Raw genomic sequence first — 13,285 nt, forward strand, 5'->3', positions numbered from 1 at the left:
CTAGCCCGCGCTGACTCGCTCACCCATCCGGTCGCGCAGGGTCGCGAGCCCGCGCGAGGAGTGGCTCTTGACCGTGCCCTCGCTGATCGACAGCTCGCGTGCGGTCTCCTCGACCGAGAAGCCGAGCCAGTAGCGCAGCACCACCGTCCGTCGTTGCATGGGCGGCAGCAACCGGAGCTCGGTGAGGAGCTCGAGCCGGTCCTCGGTCGCCGGACCGCTGCGAGCCGGACCGTCCAGCAGCTCGACCGGCACCGACGAGCGGCGCCGGTGCCACTGGCGACGACGCTGGTCCAGGTCCGCGTTGACGATGATGCGGCGCGCGTATGCCTCCTCGCGACCGGTTCCACCCACCCGCGGCCACGCCAGGTAGAGCTTGACCAGCGCCTCCTGCAGCACGTCCTCGGCGCGGGCGTCGTCACGGCAGACGGCGTACGCGATCCGGCGCAGCACGCCCTGCCGTGCGTCGACGAACTCGACGTAGTCGGCGTCGTAGGCCCTCACTTCCAGTTCCCCCGCAGCATGGTGAGGAAGGAGGCGAAGTCGGGCTCCACGTCAGCGGGCCAGTACTGGTACCAGGGCGCACCCTCCTCCGGGTCCACGCCGACGACGTAGAACGTCCGACCGGCGTACTCCACCTCGGCAGCTCCGGCCCGGGTGTGGGTCACCCGACCGGAGCCGAGGTCCACCTCCGCCTCACGGTGCACGACGGTCACGCCCGGTGCCCCGGCGACCATCCGGCCGGTCACCGTGTCGGCGAAGTGGGCGAACCGCTCCGCGAGGGACGGTCGGTCCTGGGCGGCCGCCGTCGCAGTGTCCACCCACAGCTCGAAGTCGTCCGTCGTCCAGCCCGGCGCGTCCATGAAGCCGCCGTCATCGGGCGACGTCCACACCCAGACGACGTCGTCCTCCATGTCCTCGGGCGCACAGGTGCACGTCGCCTCCACGGCGATCGAGGGCTCACCACCGGCCTGGCCGTAGGTGAGCGGGTTCACCACCGCCCGCTGGACGGAGGCATCCGGGGCGATCCAGAGCCGCCCGTCCGGCGCGTAGGACACGGGGCCGTGGCGGCCGTACTCCTGCGCCCACGACGGGATGTCGTCGGTGGTGAACCACTCGACCCCCTCGAGGCCGGGCTGCGCCTCGAGCGGGTTGTTGGGCTCGGGCGCGACGAAGTCCGGGTCGTCGGAGTAGTCGATCGCCGGGGAGGTGGCGGGCCGGGATACCGACGGCTGCTCTGCGATCGACGACTCGCGACCCTGCCCGCCCATGCCGAGCACGGCGACGGCCGCGACCACGGCCGCTGCCGCGACGGGTGCCGCCGCGGCCACCGCGACCGTACGACGACGACGTGCCCGCCGGCCCCGCTGGAGGTACGCCTCCGCCGGGGCGGCGGGCAGGTCGCCGAGCTCGTGGTCGAGACGGGTCAGCAGGTCGGTCTCAGGACTCATGTCCCCTCGACGGCCCGGCATGCCCGGAGGTTGTCACGAGCGCGACTTCTCCATGAACCGCTCGATGTCGACACCGGCCTTGCGTGCTGCCCTGCGAGCGGCGGGCGTGGTCAGGTCGGGGGCGACGAAGACCTCCGGCGCGATCGCGCGGTCCGCGTCGGCGTACTGCTGCTGGAGCGCCGCCTGGTCGTCACCGCTCGCGGCCGAGGCCGCCACCACCTGGGAGGTGGCCGCGACGGCGGCGCCGGTGAGCAACGGGCTGACAGTGGGGGTGTAGCCGTTGGCATGGCCGGTCGTCTTGGGGTGGTAGCTCTCGCTGATCGGGTTGGAGAGGCCGTTGATCCACTCGTCCGAGTCGCAGACGGCGTGGCCGACGAAGCGGCTGGTGGGGTTGGCGAAGGAGAAGCCGGCCGCGGAGGCGGCCGTGGCGAGGCGGCTGTTGAGCAGGTCGGCGGTCTGGTTGAGCCGCGACTCCTCGGCCGGGGAGAACCAGGTGAAGGCGTTGCAGTCCTCGCCGTTGAAGATCCGCGGGTAGCCCACGACCACCACCTTGGCGTAGGGCGCGCGGCTGCGGATGCCGGAGTAGAGGGTGCTCAGCCGCGACGGCAGCGTGGTGTTGATGAACGACTGGGCGGTGTTGATCGCGCCGTCGCAGTTGCTCATCCAGCCCGGCTGGGCGCACTCGGTCAGCACGTCGGCGAAGCCGGCGTCGTTGCCGCCGACCGAGATGGACACGTAGCTCGTCGCCGAGGTGAGCGCGGACAGCTGCGTGTTGGTGACGTCGGCGACCGTCGCGCCGGAGCAGGCGCGGAAGTTGAGTGCGTAGCCGCGGGCCGCGGCGATCAGGCTGGGATAGGCCGCCGTGGAGCGCTGGCAGCTGGTGCCGTCGGCGATGTAGGAGCGGGTGCCGGTGCCCGAGGAGTAGGAGTCGCCGAGGGCGACGTAGGACGGCGCGGCGGCGTGGGTGGCCTGGGCCAGCAGCGGCGTGACGAGGCCGGCGAGTGCGGCGCCGAGCACCGCGATCCGAGACGTGCGGTTCATCTGGTGGTCCTCCGAGACAGGGGCCACCCGAGTGTGGCCACCGTCACACTAGGGACTGGCGCGCTCCGCCACCAGACCCGATCGGTCGGCTCAGTCGCGGACCCGGCGCAGCGTCGGCCCCGTCGGCCGGAGCTCCGTGGCGTCACGGAACGACTCGCCGACCAGCACCGGCACCACCTCGCTGACGTCGCGCTGCCCGGCGATCTCCACGTCGGCGACGAAGCCGGCCTCCGCGAGCTCGACGCCGCTGGCGCAGGTGAGCAGGTCGTCGGGCAGCTGCACCGCACGCCAGGCAGCGGCGGCCATCCGGGCCTCCGGGCTGGCGACCTCGTCGTCGTGGCCGAGCGCGTCGAGGACCGCACCCGCGCCCCACAGGTCCTCGACCGCGGGCCGGAGCGTGTCGTCGTACCACCGCTCACCCGCCGGTACGACGACCACGCTGGCGCCGTCGGCGACCCGGGGTGCGAGCCAGCGCGCGACCGCGCCGGCGTTGCGCAGGCACGCACCCACGACCTGCGCCCCCGTGTCGGCCAGGGCGAAGGCGATGGTCGAGCCGTTGGGCGAGGGCAGGACGAGCCGCTCGATCCCCTCGACCTCGGCCAGGCTGGCGGGCGAGAGGGACACGTGGCGAGCGTTGCCGCGCGACAGCGCCTCGAAGCGTCCGACCGCGAGGGTCGCCCCGTGGCGCATCGCGTGCTCGGCGGCCCGCGCGTCGCGCCAGCGGAACGGGAAGACCTCGATGCCGCGCTCGAGGGCCACGCTCAGCGTGGTGGTGAAGGAGAGGACGTCGACCACGACGGCGTAGTCGGCCGGGACGGCGGTCGCACCGGTCGGCCCCCACTCCATGCGGACCCGCGAGCGGGACTGGTCGTGGCCGGGCAGTGTCACGGACTCATTGAACCGCCCGTCGTGGGGGTTCGGGAACTTTGCCGTTGGTCGGCCCCGGATTGCCCGAATCAACCGCGCGGGCACGCACGTGACCGTCCTTACTCTCAATATGCACTCGGGGTCCACAACACACCTACAGGAGTCACTGTGATCGGAACACCCCGTACGGCACTGACCGTCGCGGTCGCTGCCCTGGCCCTCGTGCTGGCGGCCGGTACGGGCGCGACCGCGTCGCTCATGATCAGCGGCAAGCAGATCAAGGACAACTCGGTCACCAGCCAGGACATCAAGAACAACAGCCTCAAGGTCAAGGACCTGTCGGCCAAGGCGCAGGCCAAGCTCAGGGGCCGCACCGGCGCCACCGGCGCCCGCGGCCCGGCCGGCCCCGCCGGTCCCGCAGGCAGCGTGGGCCTGCCCGGTCTCCAGGGGATCCCCGGCCTCAGCGGCTTCGACGTCGTCACGGTCACCCAGAACATCCCGGCCCTGTCCGGGCTGGTCGGTGGCACGGGCCAGGTCTCCGCGGCCTGCGCCGCGGGTCAGAAGGCGATCTCGGCGACGTCGTCGTACGCCTCCGCGCCGCTCGACCAGCTGGGCAACCTGCTCAGCCAGGTCACGCGCACCGCCGACGACGCCTTCACCGCCAGCGGTCTCAACCTCAGCCTGACCCAGCGCACGCTCACCCTCGACGTGGTCTGCGCGAACGTCGCCGGCTGACCGGACCTCACCTACCGGACGGTCGTGTCGTCAGACCGCGAGATCACGACACGACTGTCCGGTAACACGTCAGCCTGCTCTGGGATCGGGCAGATTCTCGTAGTACATCGCTGCAGCCTCTCGCTCGCTCAGCCAGGTGTCGAGGTCGCCGCTCGAGGAGAGGAGTCGCCATCGTCGCGGCAACGAGGGCCGCGCCAGGGCCCGCTGCCGTACGGCGACCAGCCGGGGCGCGAGCGTCGCCGCGTCCAGCGCCTGGCGGCCGGTCACGCGCGCCACCTCGAAGCCGACCTGGCGCAGAGCCTCCTCCATCGTGATGTCCCACGCCTGGCGCCCGGCGTCGCGGTGGTCGGCGCCGTCGACCTCGATCACTGCCTCTGCGTCCTCGTCGCCGAGGTCGACCTCGCCGATGCGCAACCCTTCCGCCGTGATGACCACGCGATTCACCAGCAGGCGTGGCCAGCCGGCGTCCTCCTCAGCCACCGTCCGCACGCGAACCTCCATCGGGGATCGGATGCCCCCTCGCGCCCGCGGGATGGCCCACTGCACCACGGCCCGGCGCCGGGCGCTTCGATGGGCTTGGGCATAGGCGATCACCCTCTGGAGGGAGGTGATCCGACCGGCGAGGGCCGACTCGAGGACGACCAACGCCTCCCCGCGGGTCGTGCCTGCGCATCTCGTCGAACACGGCGCGCTCAGGCACCACGACTCGTACGCCATGACGCCGCACGACCTCCCACTCGGCAAGCGCCTCGAACGACACCGCGACCCCCGGACTACGCCGCATGGATCCGCGTGGACCGACCACGATCCCGACCGGTTGCTCGGTGACGCCGTCGACGCCCCTCCCGTCGAGGAAGGCTGCACCGTGCAGGAGACAGGCGGCCCACCCCGTGACGGCGGCGTACGCCGGCATGCGGGCGGCCCACTCCACGACGCGCTGCTGGGGCAGCGTGCGGTCGACGGTGCTCGGGACGTACAGCCCCGCACCCGTCTGGGTCCAGCCCCGCCCACGTGCACACCCCGGCGTCAGGTCGTCGCCGAGCCGCCGGGGATGGACCACCGCCACGCGCGCCGCAACGGGATCCCACCGGTGCCTGGCCACCCCGCAGGCTGCACCAGGACGACGTACCTCTGCTGGCGTCCTCCACAGGCCGCCGCTACCGGACAGTCGTGTCGTCAGACCGCGAGATCACGACACGACCGTTCGGTAGCGCTGGGTCACCAGATGCGGACGCGGTCCTCGGGGTCGAGCCAGAGGCCGTCGTCGGGCTGGGTCTCGAAGACCTCGTGGAACTCGTCGAGGTTGCGCACGATGTTGGCGCGGAACTCGGCGGGGCTGTGCGGGTCGATGGTGAGGTACTGCAGCTCCTGCTCCTTGCGGCGCTTGGTGCGCCACACGTGGGCCCAGTTGAGGAAGAGCGTGCGGCGGTCGTCGACCGAGGCGTTGCCGTCCTTGCTGATGACGTAGGCCTTGTGGGCGATGGTCAGGCCGCCGAGGTCGCCGATGTTCTCGCCGACCGTGAGGCTGCCGTTGACGTGCTCGCCGGGCAGGGTGCGCGGCTCGAACTGGTCGTACTGCGCGACGAGCGCCTGGGACTTGGCCTCGAAGGCGGTCTTGTCCTGGGCGGTCCACCAGTCGTGGAGGTTGCCGTCGCCGTCGTACTGCGCGCCCTGGTCGTCGAAGCCGTGGCCGAGCTCGTGGCCGATGACGGCGCCGATGCCGCCGTAGTTCTCGGCCTCCTCGGCGTCGGGGCTGAAGAACGGCGGCTGCAGGATCGCGGCCGGGAAGCAGATCTCGTTGGTGCCCGGGTGGTAATAGGCGTTGACGGTCTGCGGCAGCATCAGCCACTCGTCGCGGTCGACCGGCTGGCCGACCTTCTCGAGCTGGCGGTCGGTCTCGAAGGCCGAGGCCGCCGCGACGTTGCCGAGCAGGTCGTCGGCGGAGACGGTGAGCGCGGAGTAGTCGCGGAACTCGCGGGGGTAGCCGATCTTGGGGTAGAAGCGGTCGAGCTTGTCGAAGGCCTTCTGCTTGGTGTCCTCGCCCATCCAGTCGAGCGTCTCGATCGAGCGGCGGTAGGCCGTGACGAGGTTGGCGACCAGCTCGTCCATCATCTGCTTCGACGTCGGCGGGAAGTGGCGCGAGACGTAGACCTTGCCGACCGCCTCGCCGATCGCGCCCTCGACGAAGTCGACGCCGCGCTTCCACCGGGCGCGGAGCTCGGGGGTGCCGTTGAGGGTGCGGCCGTAGAAGTCGAAGTTGGCCTGGACGAACTCGTCCGGGAGGTACGGCGCCGAGCTGCGCACGATGCGCAGGTGGAGCACGTCGCGCCAGGTCTCGATCGGCGTCTCCTCGAGCACCGTCGAGAGGTGGGAGAAGAAGTCGGGCTGCATCACGATCGTCGTGCGCAGCGTCTCCTCGGTGCCGCCGAGGCCGGTGACGTAGGTGACCCAGTCGAACGCCGGGCACAGCTCGCGCAGCTCGTCGAGGGACTTGTGGTTGGTGGTCTTCTGGACGTCGCGCGTCTCGGCGGCCTCCCAGTGGCCCTCGGCGACGCGGGTCTCGTAGGCCAGGATGCGAGCGGCCGCGCCGGCCGGGTCGGCGTGCTGGCTGAGGGTGAGCAGCGTCGTCAGGTAGTCGAGGTACTTCTCGCGGATCTCGGCGAACTTGTCGTCGCGGTAGTAGGACTCGTCGGGCAGGCCGAGGCCGCCCTGGGCGAGGTAGACGATGTTCTTCGAGGCGTCCGCGCGGTCGGGGGTGATGTAGGAGCCGAACAGGCCGGGGCCCCCGATGCGCTCGAACATGCCGAGGAACGCCGCGAGCTCGGTGAGGTCGGACACCGAGCGGGCCCGCTCGAGCAGGCCCTCGATCGGCTGCAGGCCCTTGGCCTGGATCGTCTCGGTGTCCATGAAGGAGGCGTAGAGGTCGCCGATCTTGCGCTCCTCGTCGTCGAGCTCGTCGGCCGGGCGGTCGGCGAGCTCGGTGATGATGTCGCGCACCTGCTGCTCGGCGGCGTCGGCAAGCGCGATGAACGCGCCCCAGCTCGACTTGTCCGAGGGGATCTCGGTGTCCTGCAGCCACCGTCCGTTGACGTGGCCGAAGAGGTCGTCCTGGGGACGGATGTCGGGGTCCATGCCCGCGCGGGCTGAGTCGAGGATCGTCACGTGGGCGACCCTAACCCCGGGCACCTACCGCGTCGTCGTACGCACTGGCAAGGTTCACCGGCACCGTGGTCCAGACCGGTCAGCGCACCCGCACGACCGACTTGCCCAGCGTGCGCCGCTCGTCCATGTCGACGAGTGCCTGCCCGAAGTCGGCGAGGTCGTAGGTCGCGCCGATCGGCGGCCGGACGACCCCGGACCCGATCATCGGGGCGAGGCGGTGCCACTGCTTCTGCATGTAGCCGGGACGGGTCATGGCGTAGGCGCCCCAGCCGACGCCGCGGACGTCGGTGTTGCCGAGCAGCAGCCGGTTGACCTTGACCTCGGGGATGCCCTGGCCGGCGGCGAACCCGACGACCAGGATCCGGCCCTGCTCGGCCAGGCAGCGCAGCGAGTCGGCGAAGGCGTCACCGCCGACGACGTCGAGCACCACGTCGACGCCGCGGCCGCCGGTGAGCTCCTTGACCGCGTCCTTGAAGTCCGGGCCGATGACGACCTCGTCGGCACCAGCGGACCGCGCGAAGTCGGCCTTCTCCTGCGTGCTGACGACCGCGATGGTGCGGGCGCCGAGGCCCTTCGCGACCTGGAGGGTGGCGGTGCCGACGCCGCCGGCGGCGCCGTGGACGAGCACCGTCTCCCCCTCGCGCAGGCCGCCGCGCTCCTCGAGCGCGAAGAGGGCGGTCAGGTAGTTCATGGGCAGCGCAGCGCCCTCGTCGTACGACATCGCGTCGGGCAGCGCGAAGGTGAAGACCACCGGGTTGGCGACCTGCTCGGCCGCCCCGCCGTGGAGGTTCACCCCCGCGACCCGCTGGCCGACCGTGAAGCCGCTCGACTCCGGCGCTCCCGGGTCGAGCACGACGCCGGCGAAGTCGACGCCGAGGGTGAACGGCGGCTCGGGCTTGAACTGGTACTCACCGCGGCTGAGCAGCAGGTCGGGGAACGAGACGCCGACGCTGTGCACCTCCACCAGCACGTCGTGCGCCCCCGGGGTCGGCTCGGGCACCTCACGCACCTCGACGTCGGACGGACCGGTGAGCGTGACGACCTGGACTGCCTTCATGGGGGCAGCCTACGGATGCTGGAGTCACCGGATGTCCGGTGACCGCAACGCTTGTCAGCCGAGATCTCGGCCACGAACCGTAGGACTCGGCCACGAAGTACGGCGTCAGCCGGCGCGCTTGATCTCGCTGAGCTCGAAGTGCATCGGGTCGGTGTAGCGCCAGTCGCCGCCCCAGGCGAAGCCCCACTTCTTGAAGATCGCCACGACGGCGCGGTTCATCTCGCCGACCGTGCCGCGGCCGTTGCTGGGGACGTTGAGGTCGAGCGCGAGGCCGAACGAGTGGTTGGACAGCGTGGTGGTGTTGGCGATGAAGCGCGGGTAGTAGCAGCCGGCGTACTCGCCGGGGTGGATCTCCGAGGCCAGCCCGGTCTGCTGGACCTCGAGCAGCGCCGCCCGCAGCTGGGGGAACAGGTCCTTGTGGCACGTCACGTCGCCGAGGATCGGCACCGGCTCGGTGCGGATGTTGGCCGCGACCCACGACGAGTCGGGCGCGATCCGGCCGCCGCCGATCACGCGGTAGCGATAGGTGCCGACGACGTTGCCGATGCCGCTGCCGGTGGGGATCGCAGTGAGGGTGGCGCCGGGGTCGAGGCCGATCTGCGAGGCGATGTCGAGCATCTGCACCGACGCGTCCTTGCCGACCAGCTTCTCCAGCGGCTTGCGGATCGTGGCCGGCGTGATCTTGTCGGTCGAGATCAGCAGGCCGTTGTCGGTCGCCATCCCGATGTCGCCGGCCCAGGCGGTGTTGACGACCATGTCGATCGTGGGGATCTGGGGGGTGTAGGCCCCCACGTGCAGGGTCGGGGCCGAGTCCTTCGAGCCGAGGCGGATCATCCCCGCCTTGTCGACCAGCCGCTTGGCGACCTTCTGGTCGATCGCCAGCTCACCACCGGCGACGCGGTCCCAGCCCTCCTGGAAGTCGGCGACCTTGGCCTCCGTGAAGTTGCGGTAGCGGCCGGGATCGACGGAGGCGACCGTGAGCACGCGGTTCTCGAGGCTGACCTGACCGAGGCCGATCCGCTCGGTGTGGGCGACGCCCTTCAGCTTCTCGATCTTCTTCACCAGGTCGGCGTCGATCTCCTTGTCCCACTGCACGAGGATGTCGGCGCTCCACAGCCGACCGTCCCGGCGGCCGGGCGGGTCGACGGCGTGCGCCGGGTCGGCCACCGGCACGGCGGGCTTGGTCTGCTTCGCCGACTTCGGCTTGCCGGTGCTCGACGAGGCCGCCGGGCTCGGGTCCGGGTCCTTCGCGTCGTCGCCCCCGCTGCACGCCGACAGCGCGAGGACGAGAACGGCGGTCGCCGCCGCCCCCACCCCCCGTCGTACGCGCATGGACAGACCTTACGGAGCCGGTGTCCGGACCCGGTGGGGAATGGCGAACCAGGAGACCACGCCACCCACGACGAGCAGCACCGCGCAGGCGACGATCGCCCGGTCGTACGACGCGTCGAAGACGATCGGGTCGCGGTAGTCGTCGCCGGCCAGGCCGACCGCCATCGGGAGCGCGGCGACGGCGAGCAGCGAGCCCGCCCGGGCGACGGCGTTGTTAATCCCGCTGGCGATGCCGGTGACCTCGTCGGGTGCGGCGGCCAGCACCGTCGCCGTGAGCGGCGCGACCATCAGCGCCAGACCGAGGCCGAAGACGGTGAGCCCGGGCAGGACGTCGCGCCACCAGACGACGTCGGGACCGGCGGCGAGGAGCCAGAGGGTGCCGGCCGCCATCACCATGGGGCCGAACGTCATCGGGATCCGCGGGCCGATCCGCTCGCCGAGCGCGCCGCCGCGCGCGGCGAGGAACAGCATGCAGACGGTGATCGGCAGGGTCGACAGCCCGGCCTCGAGGGCGTTGTAGCCGCCGACGGTCTGCAGCTGCAGGACGAGGAAGAACAAGATCGCGCCGAGCGCCGCGTAGACCAGGAGCGTCATCGCATTGGCCGCGCTGAAGGTGCGGTCGGCGAACAGGGCGAGCGGCACCATCGGCTCGCGGGTACGACGCTCCACCACGACGAACGCGATCGCGGCCACCACTCCCACGCCGGCCGCCCACCACGTCGCGCGACCGCCCGCGTCGGTCAGCGCCCAGGTGGTCCCGGCGAGCGCGAGCGACGCCAGCGCGGCTCCGGTGACGTCGAAGCGCGCGTGCGCCCGCGGGTCGCGGGTCTCCGGCACCCAGGTCTGCGCGAGCCAGACGGTGAGCGCCGCGAGCGGCAGGTTGATCAGGAAGATCCAGCGCCACGACGCGTGGTCGACCAGCAGGCCACCGACCAGCGGGCCGAGCGCGGCCGCGATCCCGCCGAGCCCGGACCACGCCCCGATCGCGCGGCTGCGGTCCTCGGAGCGGAAGGCGCCCTGGATCATCGCCAGGCTCCCCGGCGTCAGCAACGCCCCGCCGATCCCCTGGAGCACCCGCGCGGCGATGAGCACCTCGGGGTTGGGCGCGATCCCGCACAGGAGCGAGGCCAGCGCGAACCAGACGGTGCCGATGACGAAGACCCGTCGCCGGCCGAGCCGGTCGCCGAGCGAGCCGCCGAGCAGGATGAGCGAGGCGAGCGAGAGGAAGTAGCCGTTGGTGATCCACTGCAGCTGCTCCAGCGACGCACCCAGGTCGTCGCCCATCGTGCGCAGCGCGACGTTGACGACCGTGCCGTCGAGCAGCGTCAGACCCGAGCCGAGGGTCGCCGCGGCGACGATCCCCCGCGCGGTCGGCGTACCCCACTCCACCCCAGCAGCGACTCCGCTCACGCGGAGAGCCTAGGACTCAACCGCTCAGCACCCGGTCGGCGAGCCACGCGATGTCGGCACCGGTCTCCTCGGGGGAGGACGACGGCTGCATGACGTGGCTCAGCACCACCCGGACGACCATGTCGATCGCGGGGTCGAGGTGGGCGGGGTCGATCCCGGGACCGTACGGCTCCACGCGGGCGCGCACGACCTCCTTGGCCACGCCGAGCAGTGAGCCGGCGTTGGTGGTCAGCAGCGGGAGCAGCTCGGTGTCGGCGCCGTGGGTGGCGCTGACGACGGCGTGCAGGAGCGTGTTGGCGCGGGCGTAGGTCAGCACGTCGCACACCGACGTCTCGATCGCACGGGTGAGGTCGTCGGGCTCGGCGTCGAAGGCCCGCTCGACTATGCCGAGGAAGCGGGCGAGCTCCTCGAGCACCATCGCCTCGGCGAGCGCCGGCTTGGACCCGACCTCGTTGTAGACGGTCTGCCGGCTCACGCCCACGGCCTCGGCCAGGCGTGCCATGGTCACCGAGGCCCAGCCCGACGTGGTGATCATCTCGACGGCCGCCGCGACGATGCGGTCGCGGGTGGAGGCCATGCGCGCAGTGTAGGAGCCCCCTAGGCGACGGACCGCTCGGGCTCGACCGGCACGAAGTCGACCTTCTCGCGCACGCCGCAGTCCGGGCAGCACCAGTCGACCGGGATGTCGGCCCAGGCGGTGCCGGCAGCGAAGCCCTCGTGCTCGTCGCCGGCAGCGACCTCGTAGACGTACTCGCAGCCCGGACAGCGCGCGGCCAGCACCTCGTCGACGGCGCCCGGGAGCACCTCGGCCGCGACCCGGGCGGCCTCGACGCGGGCGGCGTGCCCGGCGGCGTCGTACCGCTCGAGGTACTTCTCACGCTTGCGCGGGCTGATGTTGGCGAGCGTGACGTCGCCGCCGAAGTGGTCGACGACGCGCTGGTCCATCACGCGGCGCCAGACGGCCGGGACGATGGCCAGCACGATCATTCCGGCGTAGCCGGTCGGCAGCACGGGGCTCTCCTCGAAGTCGCGCAGCGACTGGTAGCGCCGGGTGGGGTTCGCGTGGTGGTCGCTGTGGCGCTGCAGGTGGTAGAGCAGCACGTTGGTCGCGATGTTGTTGGAGTTCCAGCTGTGGCCGGGAAGCACGCGCTCGTAGCGCTGGCGGTCGCCCTCGCCGACCTTCTGGCGCAGCATCCCGTAGTGCTCCATGTAGTTGACGACCTCGAGGAGCGAGAAGCCGACGATCGCCTGGATCACGAGGTACGGCGCCACCTCGAGGCCGAACGCGGCGAGGACCGCGGCCCAGAGGACCACCGACATCAGCCACGCGTTGAGCACGTCGTTGTCGAGGCGCCACGGGCTCTGCTTGCGCCGGGCGAGCCGGCGCTTCTCCAGCCGCCAGGCCGACTTGAGGGAGCCGCCGACCGTGCGCGGCCAGAACTGGTAGAAGTTCTCGCCCAGGCGGGAGCTGGCGGGGTCCTCAGGAGTGGCGACGCGGACGTGGTGGCCGCGGTTGTGCTCGATGTAGAAGTGGCCGTAGAAGACCTGCGCCAGCGCGATCTTCGACAGCCAGCGCTCGTTGGCCTCCTTCTTGTGGCCGAGCTCGTGGGCGGTGTTGATGCCGATGCCCCCGATGCAGCCGATCGAGATCGCGAGCCCGACCTTGTCGACGGTGCTCAGGGGCGTGTCGGCGAGCACGCCGAAGGCGTCCCACCCGCCGACGACCGCCATCGCGCCGAGGAAGCCGACGTACTGGATCGGGAGAAAGAGGTAGGTGATCCAGCGGTAGTAGCGGTCCTCCTCGAGCGCCTCGATCACGTCGTCGGGCGGGTTGGACCGGTCGAGACCCGCGATGAGGTCGATCGCCGGGACGATGCCGAGGATCACGATCGGCCCGACCCAGAAGAAGACGCCCCAGCCCGTGGCGACGTACCCGCCGAACGCGACGAAGGCGAGGCTCGGCACGACGAGGCCGATCAGCCACAGGTAGCGCTTGCGGTCCCTCCAGAGCTCGGTGGTGCCCTCGGGCACGGTGCCACTGGGGGCGAGACGGGTGGGGTAGCCGGGCATCTCACGATCTCCTGCGTCGGGGTTTACACGACCATAGGATGTGTAAACCATTTTGACAAGAGGTGGGCATCTGTAAAGCAATGGAGTCGCCGGATGTCCGGTGACTCCTACGCTTGTCAGCCGAGATCTCGGCCACGAACCGTTGCGGTCACCGGACATCCGG

Annotated in this window: 12 protein-coding genes; 1 reads left to right on the plus strand and 11 read right to left on the minus strand. The window is 71.3% G+C overall.

All coding sequences use genetic code 11. The features are described 5' to 3' along the window. The 4 genes from L2K70_RS12275 to L2K70_RS12290 form a co-directional block, all read right to left on the minus strand. On the minus strand, window positions 1–501 hold the full coding sequence (locus L2K70_RS12275) for a sigma-70 family RNA polymerase sigma factor (protein ID WP_236402278.1): 501 nt from the start codon (window positions 499–501) through the stop codon (window positions 1–3). Further along, window positions 498–1,448, minus strand: coding sequence for a hypothetical protein (locus L2K70_RS12280; RefSeq protein ID WP_236402280.1), 951 nt, complete (start codon window positions 1,446–1,448; stop codon window positions 498–500). Before L2K70_RS12280 ends, L2K70_RS12275 begins: the two co-directional genes overlap by 4 nt. A 33-nt stretch (window positions 1,449–1,481) precedes the next feature. Continuing rightward, the gene (locus L2K70_RS12285; RefSeq protein WP_236402282.1) at window positions 1,482–2,489 is read right to left on the minus strand and encodes an SGNH/GDSL hydrolase family protein; all 1,008 of its coding nucleotides are present in this window, start codon (window positions 2,487–2,489) and stop codon (window positions 1,482–1,484) included. Between the two features lie 90 nt (window positions 2,490–2,579). Then, the gene (locus L2K70_RS12290) at window positions 2,580–3,377 is read right to left on the minus strand and encodes a 2-phosphosulfolactate phosphatase (RefSeq protein ID WP_236402283.1); all 798 of its coding nucleotides are present in this window, start codon (window positions 3,375–3,377) and stop codon (window positions 2,580–2,582) included. Window positions 3,378–3,524: 147 nt separating this feature from the next. On the opposite strand from L2K70_RS12290, the gene L2K70_RS12295 reads away from it, so the two are divergent. Then, window positions 3,525–4,091: a hypothetical protein gene (locus L2K70_RS12295; RefSeq protein WP_236402286.1), complete on the plus strand. Its 567-nt coding sequence runs from the start codon at window positions 3,525–3,527 to the stop codon at window positions 4,089–4,091. Between the two features lie 69 nt (window positions 4,092–4,160). On the opposite strand, the gene L2K70_RS12300 is transcribed toward L2K70_RS12295, so the two are convergent. The 7 genes from L2K70_RS12300 to L2K70_RS21420 form a co-directional block, all read right to left on the minus strand. Beyond that, the gene (locus L2K70_RS12300; protein ID WP_236402290.1) at window positions 4,161–4,571 is read right to left on the minus strand and encodes a putative endonuclease domain-containing protein; all 411 of its coding nucleotides are present in this window, start codon (window positions 4,569–4,571) and stop codon (window positions 4,161–4,163) included. Window positions 4,572–5,309: 738 nt separating this feature from the next. Then, window positions 5,310–7,223 (minus strand): M13 family metallopeptidase, encoded by a 1,914-nt coding sequence (locus L2K70_RS12305; RefSeq protein ID WP_236402685.1) that lies wholly within the window; start codon window positions 7,221–7,223, stop codon window positions 5,310–5,312. Between the two features lie 109 nt (window positions 7,224–7,332). Continuing rightward, window positions 7,333–8,310, minus strand: coding sequence for an NADPH:quinone oxidoreductase family protein (locus L2K70_RS12310; RefSeq protein ID WP_236402291.1), 978 nt, complete (start codon window positions 8,308–8,310; stop codon window positions 7,333–7,335). Window positions 8,311–8,415: 105 nt separating this feature from the next. Then, complete coding sequence (locus L2K70_RS12315) at window positions 8,416–9,642, minus strand: M15 family metallopeptidase (RefSeq protein ID WP_236402300.1); 1,227 nt, start codon at window positions 9,640–9,642, stop codon at window positions 8,416–8,418. 9 nt (window positions 9,643–9,651) lie between these two features. Continuing rightward, window positions 9,652–11,052, minus strand: a complete 1,401-nt coding sequence (locus tag L2K70_RS12320) for an MFS transporter (RefSeq protein ID WP_236402301.1) — start codon at window positions 11,050–11,052, stop codon at window positions 9,652–9,654. 16 nt (window positions 11,053–11,068) lie between these two features. Next, window positions 11,069–11,629 (minus strand): TetR/AcrR family transcriptional regulator, encoded by a 561-nt coding sequence (locus L2K70_RS12325; RefSeq protein ID WP_236402302.1) that lies wholly within the window; start codon window positions 11,627–11,629, stop codon window positions 11,069–11,071. Between the two features lie 20 nt (window positions 11,630–11,649). After that, window positions 11,650–13,122 (minus strand): fatty acid desaturase, encoded by a 1,473-nt coding sequence (locus L2K70_RS21420; RefSeq protein ID WP_303645864.1) that lies wholly within the window; start codon window positions 13,120–13,122, stop codon window positions 11,650–11,652. Window positions 13,123–13,285: the final 163 nt, after the last annotated feature.

Origin of the sequence: Nocardioides potassii, from assembly GCF_021648885.1 — a bacterium.
Taxonomy (GTDB): domain Bacteria; phylum Actinomycetota; class Actinomycetes; order Propionibacteriales; family Nocardioidaceae; genus Nocardioides; species Nocardioides potassii.